The organism is Thauera linaloolentis 47Lol = DSM 12138 (assembly GCF_000310205.1).
Taxonomy (GTDB): Bacteria; Pseudomonadota; Gammaproteobacteria; order Burkholderiales; family Rhodocyclaceae; genus Thauera; species Thauera linaloolentis.
The window spans coordinates 51,134-64,862 of the sequence record NZ_AMXE01000006.1 but is presented as its reverse complement, the minus strand read 5'-3'; the positions used below and the strand labels follow the sequence as shown (position 1 = coordinate 64,862).

General features: G+C 61.6%; 15 protein-coding genes and 1 tRNA gene. 1 reads left to right on the top strand and 15 read right to left on the bottom strand.

Features of this window, described 5'->3' with window-relative positions; translation table 11 throughout:
- The 11 genes from nuoH to tpiA form a co-directional block, all read right to left on the bottom strand.
- Entirely contained in the window at positions 1-1,050 is a 1,050-nt protein-coding gene (gene nuoH / locus C666_RS03405) for an NADH-quinone oxidoreductase subunit NuoH (protein WP_004333796.1), read from the bottom strand.
- A complete protein-coding gene (gene nuoG / locus C666_RS03400; RefSeq protein ID WP_004333794.1) occupies positions 1,050-3,389 on the bottom strand; it encodes an NADH-quinone oxidoreductase subunit NuoG in 2,340 nt (779 codons plus the stop codon). The genes nuoH and nuoG overlap by 1 nt, the downstream gene beginning before the upstream one ends.
- Positions 3,383-4,687, bottom strand: coding sequence for an NADH-quinone oxidoreductase subunit NuoF (nuoF, locus tag C666_RS03395; protein WP_004333792.1), 1,305 nt, complete (start codon positions 4,685-4,687; stop codon positions 3,383-3,385). Before nuoF ends, nuoG begins: the two co-directional genes overlap by 7 nt.
- Before the next feature lie 11 nt (positions 4,688-4,698).
- Positions 4,699-5,178: an NADH-quinone oxidoreductase subunit NuoE gene (nuoE, locus tag C666_RS03390; protein WP_004333791.1), complete on the bottom strand. Its 480-nt coding sequence runs from the start codon at positions 5,176-5,178 to the stop codon at positions 4,699-4,701.
- Positions 5,179-5,254: 76 nt separating this feature from the next.
- Complete coding sequence (locus tag C666_RS03385) at positions 5,255-6,508, bottom strand: NADH-quinone oxidoreductase subunit D (RefSeq protein ID WP_004333789.1); 1,254 nt, start codon at positions 6,506-6,508, stop codon at positions 5,255-5,257.
- Positions 6,501-7,106, bottom strand: a complete 606-nt coding sequence (locus C666_RS03380) for an NADH-quinone oxidoreductase subunit C (RefSeq protein ID WP_004333787.1) — start codon at positions 7,104-7,106, stop codon at positions 6,501-6,503. The genes C666_RS03385 and C666_RS03380 overlap by 8 nt, the downstream gene beginning before the upstream one ends.
- Positions 7,107-7,120: 14 nt before the next feature.
- Positions 7,121-7,597, bottom strand: a complete 477-nt coding sequence (locus tag C666_RS03375; protein ID WP_004333786.1) for a NuoB/complex I 20 kDa subunit family protein — start codon at positions 7,595-7,597, stop codon at positions 7,121-7,123.
- A 3-nt stretch (positions 7,598-7,600) separates the two neighbouring features.
- Positions 7,601-7,975, bottom strand: a complete 375-nt coding sequence (ndhC, locus tag C666_RS03370; protein WP_004333784.1) for an NADH-quinone oxidoreductase subunit A — start codon at positions 7,973-7,975, stop codon at positions 7,601-7,603.
- A 100-nt stretch (positions 7,976-8,075) separates the two neighbouring features.
- Positions 8,076-8,160: transfer RNA gene (locus C666_RS03365), tRNA-Leu, on the bottom strand.
- A gap of 65 nt (positions 8,161-8,225) precedes the next feature.
- Positions 8,226-8,585 carry a preprotein translocase subunit SecG gene (secG, locus tag C666_RS03360; RefSeq protein WP_004333782.1) on the bottom strand — a complete coding sequence of 120 codons (360 nt, stop codon included), beginning with the start codon at positions 8,583-8,585 and terminating at the stop codon, positions 8,226-8,228.
- Positions 8,586-8,616: 31 nt separating this feature from the next.
- Complete coding sequence (gene tpiA / locus C666_RS03355) at positions 8,617-9,348, bottom strand: triose-phosphate isomerase (RefSeq protein ID WP_038001633.1); 732 nt, start codon at positions 9,346-9,348, stop codon at positions 8,617-8,619.
- Between the two features lie 265 nt (positions 9,349-9,613).
- On the opposite strand from tpiA, the gene C666_RS03350 reads away from it, so the two are divergent.
- On the top strand, positions 9,614-9,859 hold the full coding sequence (locus C666_RS03350; protein ID WP_004333779.1) for a DUF2789 domain-containing protein: 246 nt from the start codon (positions 9,614-9,616) through the stop codon (positions 9,857-9,859).
- A 56-nt stretch (positions 9,860-9,915) separates the two neighbouring features.
- Here the strand turns inward: C666_RS03350 and pstB are convergent, their stop codons facing one another.
- The 4 genes from pstB to pstS all read right to left on the bottom strand — a co-directional run bounded on the left by pstB (position 9,916) and on the right by pstS (position 13,713).
- On the bottom strand, positions 9,916-10,680 hold the full coding sequence (pstB, locus tag C666_RS03345; RefSeq protein ID WP_004333777.1) for a phosphate ABC transporter ATP-binding protein PstB: 765 nt from the start codon (positions 10,678-10,680) through the stop codon (positions 9,916-9,918).
- A gap of 56 nt (positions 10,681-10,736) precedes the next feature.
- Positions 10,737-11,579, bottom strand: coding sequence for a phosphate ABC transporter permease PstA (pstA, locus tag C666_RS03340; protein ID WP_004333775.1), 843 nt, complete (start codon positions 11,577-11,579; stop codon positions 10,737-10,739).
- 13 nt (positions 11,580-11,592) lie between these two features.
- Positions 11,593-12,555, bottom strand: a complete 963-nt coding sequence (gene pstC / locus C666_RS03335; RefSeq protein ID WP_004333773.1) for a phosphate ABC transporter permease PstC — start codon at positions 12,553-12,555, stop codon at positions 11,593-11,595.
- Between the two features lie 114 nt (positions 12,556-12,669).
- Positions 12,670-13,713 carry a phosphate ABC transporter substrate-binding protein PstS gene (gene pstS, locus C666_RS03330; RefSeq protein WP_154666276.1) on the bottom strand — a complete coding sequence of 348 codons (1,044 nt, stop codon included), beginning with the start codon at positions 13,711-13,713 and terminating at the stop codon, positions 12,670-12,672.
- Positions 13,714-13,729: the final 16 nt, after the last annotated feature.

Genomic DNA, 13,729 nt, shown 5'->3' with positions numbered 1-13,729 from the left:
TCAACTCCAGATCGACAGAGGCGACATCATCCACACCGCCACCACAAACACCCACACGAGGGTCACAGGGATGAACACCTTCCAGCCCAGTCGCATGATCTGGTCGTAGCGGAAGCGGGGGAAGGTCGCGCGCGCCCACAGGAAGATGAACAGGATGGCAGCGGTCTTGAGCGCCAGCCAATGGAAACCATCAGGCAGAAAGCCGATCGGCGACAACCACCCGCCCAGGAACAGGACCGAGGTCAGGATCGAGACCAGGATCATGTTGGCGTATTCGGCCAGGAAGAACAACGCAAAGGCCATGCCCGAGTATTCGACCATGTGGCCGGCCACCACTTCGGCTTCGCCTTCGACGACGTCGAACGGGGCGCGGTTGGTCTCGGCGATGCCGGAGATCACATAGACGACGAACATCGGCAGCAGGGGCAGCCAGTTCCACGACAGGAACCCCAGCCCCATGTCTGCGAAGCGCCCTTCACCCTGCGACGTGACAATGTCCGTCAGGTTCAGGCTGGCCGAGATCAGCAGGACGCAGATCAAGGCGAAGCCCATCGAAACCTCGTACGAGACCATTTGCGCCGCTGCACGCATCGACCCCAGGAACGGGTACTTCGAGTTGGAGGCCCAACCCGCAACGATCACGCCGTAGACTTCCATCGACGTGATGGCAAGCAGAAACAGCAAGCCGGCATTGACATTCGCCAGTACGAGTCCGTCATCGAAGGGGATCACTGCCCAAGCTGCCAGCGACGGTGCAATGGCGAGGATCGGCCCGAGGATGAAGAGGCCCTTGCTGGACCCGCTCGGAACGATGATCTCCTTGAGCAGCAGCTTGACGCCGTCGGCGATCGGCTGCAGCAGGCCCTTCGGGCCGACGCGGTTGGGGCCGATCCGGACCTGCATGTAGCCGATGACCTTACGCTCGGCCAGCGTCAGGTAGGCCACTGCGATCATCAGCGGCGCAATGATGGCGACGATCTTGGCCAGCGTCCATACGGCAGGCCAGGCGGGGCCGAAGAACTCGGCGACAGGTTGCAGCAACGATTCCATCAGGCACGCTCCAAGCTGAGTTCACCGCTCATCGCGCCGAGCGTCGCGGTCGTGATGTGCGCCGCCGCAATTCTCACACAACCCGCAGCCAGCGCCGGGTCGGCCTGTGCCACAAGTTCAGCCGAGGCAGCGCCCTGCGTAACCCTGACGCGATCGCCCTCGGCGATACCGAGCGCAGCCAGGGTCGCCGGTGCGATGCGCGCCGCCGGCGCTTTCGCGTCCCGGGTCTTCTGCAGCGAGCCGGCGCGACGGACGATCGGATCGGCAAAGTAGATGGGCACATCGGCCACGCGCTCCAGCGCATTGGCCGGAGCTGCGGCAGCGGAAACGATGATGCCTTCGATCGCGTTGCCGAGCCTCGATGCCGGCTCCGTTCCCAGGGCCTCTTCGCGCACGGCCTCGGAGTCGGCCTGCAAGAAACCCTCCAGGGAAAGCAGGTTGCCGAGCACGCGCAGTACCTTCCAGGCCGGGCGGGTCTCTCCCTGAGAACGGGCGACGGCATTGAAGCTCTGCACGCGCCCCTCGCAATTCACGTAAGTGCCGGAGGTTTCGGTAAAGGGCGCGATCGGCAGCATCACGTCCGCCACGCCGCGCAGCGAAGCCGAATCGAATGCGGTCAGGCTGACGACCAACTGGGCCGAACCCAACGCCGCGGTCGCGGCCGAAGGATTGGCGAAATCGAATGCGGGCTCCGCACCGAGCACGACATAGGCTTTGCGCCCCTGCTCGATCATGGCGGCCGCGTCGAGTCCGCCATTCGCGGGAATCGCACCGGCCAGGTAGCCGCCGACACTGTTCGCCGCCTCGCCGATGAAGCCGAAGCTGCCCCCCGTGAGACGGGCCACTTCCTGGGCAAGCATCTGCAGTTCGCTGGCGCGTTCATGCTGCGAGGCCAGGTTGCCGAGCCAGACCGCAATCTTCCGGCCCGATGCGAGACTTTGCGCGATCGCACGCGCCTCCTCGGAAATCTGCGCAGGTAGTTTGCCAACCAGCGCGACCGACACTTCGCCAGCCTTTTCCTCGGCCAGCGCGGCCACAACCTGCGCCAGCGTGGAAACCATCGCCGACGGCGCGACCAGTGCCCGGTGCCTGACCGGCAGCAGCCACTCTTCGGCATTCGGACCGATCGCGCTGACGTGCAGCCCTTTCTTGGTCGCCTGCCGCACACGCTGGGCGAGCAGCGGCGCATCCTTGCGCAGGAAGCTGCCAACGACCAGCAGCCGGTTCAAATCCTTGACCCCCGCGACCGGCATGCCCAGCCACGGTGCGCCCGCGCGCTTTCCGTCGGCGCGGAAGTCCGACTGCCGCAGGCGGAAGTCGACATTGTCCGACCCCAGGCCGCGCGCCAGTTTCTGCAGCAGATAGAGTTCTTCGATCGTGGAATGCGGCGACGCGAGGGCGCCGATCGAATCCCCCCCATGGTCCTTCGCGATGCCGCGCAGGCCGGTGGCGACGAATTCGAGCGCAGCCTGCCAGTCGACCCGCTTCCATTCCCCGCCCTGCTTGATCATCGGGGCAGCAAGGCGTTCATCGCTGTTGAGCGCCTCGTAGGAGAAACGATCCTTGTCGGACAGCCAGCATTCGTTGATCTCTTCGTTCTCGAAGGGCAGCACACGCTTGACCACGTCATGCTTGGTCTGAACGATGAGATTGGAGCCGAGCGAATCATGCGGGCTCACCGTCCTGCGGCGCGAAAGCTCCCAAGTCCGCGCGGCGAAGCGGAAAGGCTTCGAGGTCAGCGCGCCCACCGGGCAGAGGTCGATGATGTTGCCCGACAGCTCCGAGTCGATGGTCTTCTCGATGAAGGGCATGATCTCCGCGTGCTCGCCGCGGAAAGCCTGGCCGAGCTCCATTTCTCCGGCAATCTCGGCCGTGAAGCGAACGCAACGCGTGCAGTTGATGCAGCGCGTCATGTCGGTCGACACGAGCGAGCCGAGGTTCTTGTTGAAGACGACGCGCTTCTCTTCCTGGTAGCGCGAAGCCGAAGAACCATAACCGACCGCAAGATCCTGCAATTGGCATTCGCCACCCTGGTCGCAGATCGGGCAATCGAGCGGGTGGTTGATCAGCAGGAACTCCATGACGCCCTTCTGGGCTTTCACGGCAAGTTCCGAATGGGTCCACACCTTCATCCCGTTGGTCACGGGCGTGGCACAGGCCGGCAGCGGCTTCGGCGCCTTTTCCACCTGTACCAAGCACATCCGGCAGTTGGCCGCGATGGACAGTTTCTTGTGGTAGCAGAAGTGCGGAATGTAGGCGCCTGCGAGCGCGGCGGCATCCATCACGGTGCTGCCGTCGTCGACCTGGACCTGCTTGCCGTCGATTTCGATCTCTAGCATGACGGGCTCACGTAGATTTGACTGCCAGCGCGCTGCACTTCATGCGGCACGAGGCACTTCTTGTTTTCGATGTGGTATGCGAACTCGGCGCCGAAATGCTTGACGAAACTCTGCACCGGCATGGATGCGGCGTCGCCCAGCGCGCAGATCGTGCGGCCCATGATGTTGGCGGTGACCGAGTTGAGCAGATCGAGGTCATCCTCGCGCCCGAGACCATTCTCGATGCGATGGACCACGCGATACAGCCAGCCCGTGCCTTCCCGGCACGGCGTGCACTGCCCGCAGGATTCCTCGAAATAGAAGTAGGACAGGCGCTCGAGCGCCTTGACCATGCAGGTGGTCTCATCCATGACGATGACCGCGCCCGAACCGAGCATGGACCCCGCCTTCGAGATCGAGTCGTAGTCCATCGTGCAGTCCATCATCACGCTGCCGGGAAGGACCGGCGACGACGAACCGCCCGGGATCACCGCCTTCAGCTTGCGGCCGCCACGCATTCCGCCCGCCATCTCGAGCAGTTCCGAGAACGGCGTACCGAGCGGAATCTCGTAGTTGCCGGGGCGATTGACGTGCCCAGAGATCGAGAACAGCTTCATGCCGCCGTTGTTGGGCTTGCCGAGGTTAAGGAAGGCCTCGCCGCCCATGTTCATGATGAACGGCACCGAAGCGAAGGTCTCGGTGTTGTTGATCGTGGTCGGCTTGCCATACAGGCCGTAGCTCGCCGGGAACGGCGGCTTGAAGCGCGGCTGCCCCTTCTTGCCTTCGATCGATTCGAGCAGCGCCGTTTCCTCACCGCAGATGTAGGCGCCGTAACCATGGTGGGCGAAGAGCTCGAAGGAGAAATCCGAACCGAGGATGTTCTGCCCGATCAGTCCGGCTTCGCGCGCCTCTGCCAGGGCATCCTCGAAGCGCTGATAAATCTCGAAGATCTCGCCATGGATGTAGTTATAGCCGCGGGCCGCACCCATCGCGTAGGCAGCGATGGTCATGCCTTCGATGACGCTGTGCGGGTTGTAGCGCAGGATGTCGCGGTCCTTGAACGTACCCGGCTCGCCTTCATCCGAATTGCAGGCGAGATACTTGTCACCCGGGAACGAGCGCGGCATGAAGCTCCACTTGAGGCCAGTGGGGAAGCCCGCGCCCCCACGGCCGCGCAGGACCGACGCCTTCAGTTCCGCAATGATGGCATCCTGCGGCGTCTTCTCGGCGACGATTCTCTTGAGCGCCGAATATCCGCCACGCGCGACATAGTCCTGGAGCCGCCAGGCGCGGTCGCCGTCACAGCCGGCGAGGATCATTCCTTGCGTACTCATTTCTTGTCCAGGTCCGCCAGCATCTGGTCGATCTTCTCGGTGGTCATCCAGCTGCACATCTGATGATTGTTTACCAGCAGCACCGGCGCATCACCACAGGCCCCCATGCACTCACCTTCCTTCAGCGTGAACTTGCCGTCAGGCGTGGTCTCGTTGAAATCGATCCCAAGCTTCTGCTTGACGTACTCGGCTGCATGGACGCCGCCGGACAGGGCACAGGGCAGGTTGGTGCATACGGTGATCTTGTGGCGGCCGACCGGCTCAAGATCGTACATGTTGTAGAAGCTGGCCACCTCATACGCAGCGATCGGCGGCATCTCGAGGTAACGGGCCACGAACTCGATGAGTTCCTTCGGCAACCATCCCTTCTCGACCTGCGCGATCCTCAGCGCAGCCATCACTGCCGACTGCTTCTGATCGGGTGGATACTTGGCGATCTCTCGATCGATCTGTTGCAAGGATTCCTGGCTCAGCATTTCGTTTTGATCTTCCGGATAGCCTGCCGACTCTTGTTAGCGGATGACACGCCCATGGCGCGGTGAGCGATCGACCTCAGCGGTCGATCTCGCCAAACACGACATCCATCGTGCCGATGATGGCGACGACGTCCGCGATCATGTGTCCGCGTGCGATGTCGTCCATCGCGGCGAGGTGCGCGAATCCCGGCGCCCGCAGCTTGAGGCGGTACGGCTTGTTCGCGCCATCCGAAACCGCATACACGCCGAATTCGCCCTTCGGATGTTCGACCGCGGCATACACTTCGCCCTTGGGGACGTGAATGCCTTCGGTGAAAAGCTTGAAATGGTGGATCAGCTCTTCCATGTTGGACTTCATGTCCTCACGGGAAGGCGGCGCCACCTTATGGTTGTCGGTGATGACCGGACCGGGATTCTTGCGCAGCCAGTCGATGCATTGCCTGACGATGCGGTTCGACTGGCGCATTTCTTCCATGCGACACAGGTAACGATCGTAGCAATCGCCGTTCTTGCCGATGGGGATGTCGAAGTCCATGCGGTCATAGACTTCGTAAGGCTGCTTCTTGCGCAGATCCCAGGCAATGCCTGAGCCGCGCAGCATCGGCCCGGTGAAGCCCCAGGCAAGCGCCTGCTCCGGAGAAACGACACCGATACCCACGGTCCGCTGCTTCCAGATCCGGTTGTCGGTCAGAAGCGTTTCGTATTCGTCGCAGTAGGTCGGAAAACGACTGGTGAAGTCCTCGAGAAAATCGAGCAACGATCCTTCACGCGCGGCATTCAGTTCACGAACAGTCTTCTCGTTCTTGAACTTGTTCACCTCGTACTTCGGCATCCGGTCCGGCAGGTCGCGATAGACGCCGCCCGGACGGTAATACGCCGCATGCATCCGCGCCCCCGAAACCGCCTCATAGGCATCCATCAGGTCTTCGCGTTCACGGAACGTGTAGAGCACCATCGTCATCGCACCGATGTCGAGCGCGTGGGTACCGATATTGAGCAGATGGTTCAGGATACGCGTGATCTCGTCGAACATCACGCGGATGTACTGCGCCCGCTCAGGCACCTGAACGCCAAGCAGGCGCTCGATGGCCATACAGTATGCATGCTCGTTGCACATCATCGACACGTAGTCGAGACGATCCATGTACGGGACCGACTGCACCCAGGTACGGGTCTCGGCGAGCTTCTCGGTACCGCGGTGCAGCAGGCCGATGTGAGGATCGGCACGCTCGACGACTTCGCCGTCGAGTTCGAGCACCAGACGCAGAACACCATGCGCAGACGGATGCTGCGGACCGAAGTTGATCGTGTAGTTGCGGATCTCAGCCATGGCCGACGTCCCCGTAGTTCTCTTCGCGCACGATGCGCGGCGTGTTCTCGCGCGGCTCGATGGTGACCGGCTGATAGACGACCCGGCCCTGCTCGGGGTCGTAGCGCATTTCGACATAACCCGACACGGGGAAATCCTTGCGGAACGGGTGCCCGACGAAGCCATAGTCGGTCAGGATGCGGCGCAGATCCGGATGACCAGCGTACATGATGCCATACAGGTCAAAGGACTCGCGCTCGAACCAGTTCGCGCTGGGCCAGATCTCCACGACCGAGTCCAGCACCGGGAAAGCCTCGTCTTCGGCGAACGCGCGCAAGCGCAAGCGCCAGTTGTGGCGAATGGACGTCAAGTGGGCAGAGGACGCAAAGCGCTTGCCCGTCCAGGAGGCATTGCCGTAGGCGGAGAAATCGAGACCCGAGATATCGATCAGCTGTTCGAAATGCAGGTCCTCATGGTCCCGAAGTGTCCGGGCAACACGCAGATAGTCCGAAGCAGCGACCTCGATCGTCACTTCACCACAGTCAAGCACCAGGGACTGCAGCGTTTCGCCGAATACGTCGCGCAGGTTCTGGCTCAGGCGTTCAAGCTTGGCACTCATGTCTGGGGCACCCGTCAGCGCGCGATCGTGTTCGTGCGCTTGATCTTGTTCTGAAGCTGGAGAATGCCGTAGATCAGCGCCTCAGCCGTGGGCGGACAGCCCGGCACATAGACATCGACCGGCACGATACGATCGCAGCCACGCACGACCGAATAGGAATAGTGGTAATAGCCACCACCGTTGGCACAGGAACCCATCGAGATGACCCAGCGAGGCTCCGACATCTGGTCGTAGACCTTGCGCAGCGCAGGCGCCATCTTGTTGCACAGGGTACCGGCCACGATCATCAGATCGGACTGGCGCGGACTGGGACGAAACACCACCCCGAAGCGATCGAGGTCATACCTCGCACAGCCGGCATGGATCATCTCGACCGCACAACAGGCCAGACCGAAGGTCATCGGCCACAGCGAACCCGTGCGCGTCCAGTTGATTACTGCGTCGAGCGAAGTCGTGACGAAACCCTCGCGGAAGACACCCTCAATGCTCATGCCTTACTCCCAGTCGAGCGCACCGTTCTTCCACTCGACGATGTATCCGACAACCAGAATCGCAAGAAAGACCATCACCGAACCAAACACGAACCAGACGTGCTCGCCAGCGGCGATGAACTCCTGGAAGACCGTCGCCCACGGAAACAGGAAGGCGATTTCCAGATCAAACAGAATGAAGAGAATGGCAATCAGGTAGTACCGAACGTCGAACTTCATGCGGGCGTCTTCAAACGCCTCGAAGCCGCATTCGTACGGAGAGAGCTTTTCGCTATCAGGACGATAGGGAGCGAGAATTCGCCCGAGAACTACAGGAGCAATACCGAAACCTAACCCCACGAGCATGAACATCAGGACAGGAAAGTAATTTTCCAGCATGTTCAAAACCCCCTAGCAAGTTTGACAGCCTCATTGCTGCCATTATTGTTTTGGCTGCTCTGCGTGGAAACGCCCGCAACAGCGGGCGCTCTCCGTAATCTGGTGCCGACGATGAGACTCGAACTCATACGGCTTTCGCCACTACCCCCTCAAGATAGCGTGTCTACCAATTTCACCACGTCGGCGCTTTGTTTCAAAGCCAAGCAATTATACGATCTTTTGCGCGGTGCGCAAAGATCGGGATGCGCATTTATTTCGGGATCGACTGCGCCTTGGAGTCGTCGCCAGGCACGGACGGAACGGGAGGAACAGCCTCCTGCGCCGGCGCCGTCTGCAGCCCCTCCATGACGCTCGATGGCGCAGCCGGCTTGTCACTGGCGAGGTAGCTCAGACCCAGGCTCGTAGCGAAGAAGACGGTCGCGAGGACAGCCGTCGTGCGGCTAAGGAAGTTGGCGGAGCCGGACGAGCCGAACAGGCTGCCCGACGATCCGCTACCAAACGCTGCCCCCATGTCGGCCCCTTTCCCGTGCTGCACAAGAACAAGACCGATCACGCCGAGACCGACCAGGACATGCACGATCAGCACGAGAGAAAAAAGATAGTCACCCATCACAAACCCTAGAAAACACTTCGTTGAAAGATCAGACCCCTGCCGCGCGGCAAATGGCCATGAAATCATCGGCGACCAGCGAGGCTCCGCCGATCAGTCCGCCGTCCACGTTCGGCATCGAAAAGAGCTCTGCCGCATTGTCGGGCTTCACGCTGCCGCCGTACAGGATGCGGACCGTTCCCGCATCCACACCCTGCTCCACGAGCCAGGAACGAATGGCGGCATGCACCTCCCCGGCCTGCGCCGCCGTGGCGGAGCGCCCCGTACCTATCGCCCAGACAGGCTCATACGCAAGCACCAGCCGGCCCAGCCACGCCGTCCCCAAGACCTCGCCCACGGCGGCCAGCTGGCGCGTGATGACTCCAAACACCTCACCCGCGTCACGCTCATCCAGGGTTTCGCCGACACAGACGATCGGCACGAGGCCCGCCGACAACGCGGACAGCGCCTTGCGGGCGACCGTCAGGTCATCGTCGCCGAACCTCGCCCGCCGCTCGGAGTGCCCAACGATCACGTAGCGACAGCCGAAATCCAGCAGCATGGCCGCGCTGACTTCCCCGGTATAGGCGCCCTCTGCGAACTCGCTGACGTCCTGCGCCCCCAGCTCGAACCCTGACGGACGCCGCTGGAGCTGCGCCAGATACGGATAAGGAACACATACCGCGACGTCGACCTCCGGCACCGTGCGAAGGCCGGCAAGCAGGACTTCGTTCGCGGCAAGACTGCCGTTCATTTTCCAGTTGCCGGCGACGAGTTTTTTCATCATTGGAGAGTGAGCGACCGACGTCGAGAGCTAAACCGCAGGATTATAGGACGCCCTCGACTGGCCGGCAAATCGGCACCTGGACCAAGACCACATTCCATGTCGCCGAGACACGCAGATCGTGCAGGCACCGACGGCTTCGCCCAAGATACACATCGTGCAAGCCGCAGAGTCGGAAAGAGGAGGACTGGGCCGGCCCCGCATGCGAACCAATCGGCCCAGAGCTTGCCGAACCCCCGTCACCACCCTATTCAGGAGCACCGCGATGGAAAAGCCCGTGCATGTCCAGAAGGACCTCTTCGCTCAGCTTGGACTGCCGAACTCGGCCGCCGAGATCGAGGCCTTCATTACCGCACACACTCCGCTAGCCGACAACGTGAAACTGCCTGACGCGCCGTTCTGGACGACGGGACAGGCAGCTTTCATCAGGGAGCAGCTTGCGGACGACGCAGACTGGGCCGAGCTCGTCGACTGGCTCGATGCCGCCCTGCGCCAGCCTCGCAAGGCATAGCACCGACAGGTACCCGATGCGCACATAAAAAAAGGCGGCCAGGCCGCCTTTCTTGCTCAGCCGAAACGGCCGGTTATGTAGTCCTCGGTTTCCTTCTTCTTCGGCTTCACGAACAGTTCGTCGGTAATGCCGAACTCGATCATTTCACCAAGGTACATATATGCCGTGTAGTCCGAGATCCGCGCCGCCTGCTGCATGTTGTGCGTCACGATGACGATGGTGAACTCGGCCTTGAGCTCGTCGATCAGTTCCTCGATGCGCGCGGTAGAGATCGGATCCAGCGCCGAAGTCGGCTCATCGAGCAGGATGACTTCGGGCTTGACGGCGATACCACGCGCAATACACAGGCGCTGCTGCTGACCGCCCGACAGGCTCATGCCGCTCTGGTGGAGCTTGTCCTTGACTTCCTCCCACAAAGCCGCCTTGCGCAGCGCCCATTCGACGCGCTGATCCATGTCTTTCGACGACAGTTTCTCGTGCAGCTTCACGCCAAAGGCGATGTTGTCGTAGATCGACATCGGGAACGGCGTCGGCTTCTGGAAGACCATGCCGATCTTCGCGCGCAATACGCTGACATCAATATCGGAACCCAGCAGGTTGCGGCCATCGAACAACAATTGACCGTCGGCACGCTGCTCGGGATAGAGATCGTACATGCGGTTGATCGTGCGCAACAGGGTCGACTTGCCGCAACCGGATGGGCCGATGAAGGCGGTGCACTTGTGGCGCGCCATCTTGAAGTTGATGTTCTTCAGCGCGTGGAACTTGCCGTAGTAGAAGTTGAAGTCCTTGAACTCGATTTGCGCGTCGTTGATTAGCATATGTTCTTCTCCAGTCGCGGGCCGGCTGCCGGCCCCGAATTGCTGGCAATGGATCCTTAGTTGATCTTTTCAGCCCGCAGGAAAACGCGAGCGATGATGTTGAGTACCAGGACACCCATGGTGATCAGGAAGACGCCAGCCCAAGCCAGGTCCTGCCAGTTGGTAAAGGGACTCATGGCGAACTTGAAGATGGTGACCGGGAGATTCGCCATCGGCTCATTGAGGTTCAGCGTCCAGAACTGATTGGACAGCGCGGTGAAGAGCAGCGGCGCCGTCTCGCCCGCGATCCGCGCCACCGCCAGCAGGACGCCGGTCAGCACCCCGGCCCGCGCAGCCCGCAGCGTGACCTTGGAGATCACGACGCTTTTTGGCGCCCCCAGTGCGAAAGCAGCTTCGCGCAAGGTATTGGGGATCAACTGCAGCATGTTCTCGGTCGTGCGCACGACAACCGGAAGCACGATCAGCGCGAGCGCGAGCACCCCCGACCAAGCCGAGAACTTGCCCGTCTGGGCGACCACCACCGCATAGACGAACAGGCCGATGACGATCGACGGTGCCGACAGCAGCAGATCGTTGATGAAACGCGTGGTCTGGCCCAGCCAGTGATGGCGCCCATATTCCGCCAGATACACGCCGGTCAGGATGCCGATCGGCGTACCGACGAACGTCGCCAGCACAACCAGGATCAGGCTCCCCACGATCGCATTGAGCAGACCGCCATTCTCCGCTCCGGGAGGGGGCGTCATCTCGGTGAACAAGGCGAGCGACAGGCCGGACAGACCCAGTTCGAACACCGTCCACAAGATCCAGGCAAGCCAGAACAGGCCGAAGACCATTGCCGACAGCGACAGCGTCAGGGCAAATTTGTTAACGAGTTTGCGTCTTGCAAGCAGATTCATGTCAGTCACTCGCTCAGCTCTTGGTGCCTTCGCCCTTGGCGAGTCGCATCAGCAGTAGTTTGGAAACGACCAGCACCACCAGCGTGATCGCAAACAGGATGAGGCCGAGCTCCATCAATGCTGCCGTATGCAGCCCCGGATCCGCCTCGGCGAACTCGTTCGCCAGCGCTGACGTGATGCTGTTGCCCGGCTCGAACAGCGAAGCGGAGTTCAGGAAATTCGTATTGCCGATGACGAAGGTCACCGCCATGGTCTCTCCCAGTGCGCGACCGAGGCCCAGCATCACGCCACCGATCACACCCGTCTTGGTGTAAGGCAGCACCACGCCCCACATCACTTCCCAGGTCGTGCACCCCACGCCATAAGCCGACTCTTTCAACATCGGCGGCGTCACCTCGAACACGTCGCGCATGACCGACGCGATGTAGGGGATGATCATGATCGCGAGGATGATGCCGGCACAGAGCAGACCGATGCCGAGCGGCGCACCGGCGAAAAGCTTGCCGATGATCGGCACCTGCCCGATCGACGACTGCAGCCCGGGCTGGACGTACTGGGCGAAGATGGGAGCAAAGATGAGCAGGCCCCACATGCCATAGACGATACTGGGAATGGCCGCAAGCAGTTCGATCGCAGTGCCGAGCGGGCGGCGCAGCCATGCGGGCGAAAGCTCGGTCAGGAAGAGCGCGATGCCGAAACTGACCGGCACCGCGATCAGGAGGGCGATCGCCGATGTGACCAGCGTGCCATAGATCGGGATCAAGGCCCCGAAATCCTCCATTGGCGGATTCCAGGCATCGGAGAAAAGAAAACCGATGCCAAAGGCCTGAATGCTCGGCCAGGACGCATAGATAAGGGCAATGACGATGCCCGCTAGCAGGATAAGGGTCAGCCAGGCAAAGGATTTCGCCATTCCGCTGAACACCTTGTCGCCGACTCTTCTCGACGCCGAAGACTTGAACTCGGTCGTTCGCATGGACGCACTCGAAAGGGCCGCGGCCTGGGAGCCGCTTCCCGGAGAAAGGGAAACGCCAAAGGCCCCATGGGCCTCTGGCTGTTGGCTACGTTGAACCATGGGGCGGAATTCCGCTTACTTCGCCGAATAAACCGTTGCGCCGGCAGCATCCTTGATCTCGCCCCAGGAGGCGCGAATCAGGTCGATGGTGGCCTTCGGCATGGGGATGTACTCGAGCTCAAGCGCCATGTCGCCGCCATTGGCATAGGCCCAGTCGAAGAACTTCAGCGCCTCGGCGGCCTGGGCCGGCTTGTCCTGCACCTTGTGCACCAGGATGAAGGTCGCACTGGTGATCGGCCAGGCCTTGGCGCCCGGCTGGTTGGTCAGGATCTCGTAAAAGGCCGACTTCGACCAGTCTGCACCCTCGGCGGCGGCGGCAAAGGTTTCGTTGCTCGGCTCGACGAACTGACCATCCTTGTTCTGCAGGATGGCGTGCGACAGCTTGTTCTGCTTCGCATAGGCGTATTCGACATAGCCGATCGAACCCGGCAGGCGCTGGACGAAGGCAGACACACCCTCGTTACCCTTGCCACCCAGGCCCAGCGGCCACTGCACCGCGGTACCTTCGCCGATCTTTTCCTTCCACTCGGCGGAAACCTTCGACAGGTAGTTGGTGAACACGAAGGTGGTTCCGGAGCCATCGGCACGGCGAACGACGCCGATGTCCTGATCCGGCAGAGCGAGGCCCGGATTGAGCGCAACCAGTGCGGGATCGTTCCACTTGGTGATCTTGCCCTGATAGATCTGAGCCAGCAGCTCACCGGTGAGCTTCATGTCGCCCGGCTTGATGCCTTGCAGATTCACCACCGGCACGACGGCGCCGATCACCGTGGGGAACTGCTGCAGACCGCCTTCGGCCAGCTTCTCGGGCGTAAGCGGCATGTCCGAAGCACCAAAATCGACGGTCTTGGCGGTAATCTGGCGAATGCCGCCGCCGGAACCGATCGACTGGTAGTTCACTCGATTGCCCGTGGCCTTCTGGTAGGCGTCAGCCCACTTGGCGTAGATCGGCGCAGGAAAGGACGCGCCCGCTCCAGTGATGTCGGCCGCCTGGGCATTGAACGCAAACAGGACGGCGGAAGAAGCGGCAAGGGCAAACTTGGTGGAGAAACGCATCATGGCTACCTCGGATTGA

Coding starts and splice junctions, on each gene's coding strand:
- ndhC (WP_004333784.1), bottom strand. CDS start 7,975: ATGCTGGAAAATTACTTTCCTGTCCTGATGTTCATGCTCGTGGGGTTA.
- nuoH (WP_004333796.1), bottom strand. CDS start 1,050: ATGGAATCGTTGCTGCAACCTGTCGCCGAGTTCTTCGGCCCCGCCTGG.
- C666_RS03350 (WP_004333779.1), top strand. CDS start 9,614: ATGGAAAAGCCCGTGCATGTCCAGAAGGACCTCTTCGCTCAGCTTGGA.
- tpiA (WP_038001633.1), bottom strand. CDS start 9,348: ATGAAAAAACTCGTCGCCGGCAACTGGAAAATGAACGGCAGTCTTGCC.
- C666_RS03385 (WP_004333789.1), bottom strand. CDS start 6,508: ATGGCTGAGATCCGCAACTACACGATCAACTTCGGTCCGCAGCATCCG.
- C666_RS03375 (WP_004333786.1), bottom strand. CDS start 7,597: ATGAGCATTGAGGGTGTCTTCCGCGAGGGTTTCGTCACGACTTCGCTC.
- nuoE (WP_004333791.1), bottom strand. CDS start 5,178: ATGCTGAGCCAGGAATCCTTGCAACAGATCGATCGAGAGATCGCCAAG.
- pstB (WP_004333777.1), bottom strand. CDS start 10,680: ATGCTAATCAACGACGCGCAAATCGAGTTCAAGGACTTCAACTTCTAC.
- pstS (WP_154666276.1), bottom strand. CDS start 13,713: ATGATGCGTTTCTCCACCAAGTTTGCCCTTGCCGCTTCTTCCGCCGTC.
- secG (WP_004333782.1), bottom strand. CDS start 8,585: ATGGGTGACTATCTTTTTTCTCTCGTGCTGATCGTGCATGTCCTGGTC.
- nuoF (WP_004333792.1), bottom strand. CDS start 4,687: ATGATCCTCGCCGGCTGTGACGGCGACCGCGCCTGGCGGCTCCAGGAC.
- pstA (WP_004333775.1), bottom strand. CDS start 11,579: ATGAATCTGCTTGCAAGACGCAAACTCGTTAACAAATTTGCCCTGACG.
- pstC (WP_004333773.1), bottom strand. CDS start 12,555: ATGCGAACGACCGAGTTCAAGTCTTCGGCGTCGAGAAGAGTCGGCGAC.
- nuoG (WP_004333794.1), bottom strand. CDS start 3,389: ATGCTAGAGATCGAAATCGACGGCAAGCAGGTCCAGGTCGACGACGGC.
- C666_RS03380 (WP_004333787.1), bottom strand. CDS start 7,106: ATGAGTGCCAAGCTTGAACGCCTGAGCCAGAACCTGCGCGACGTATTC.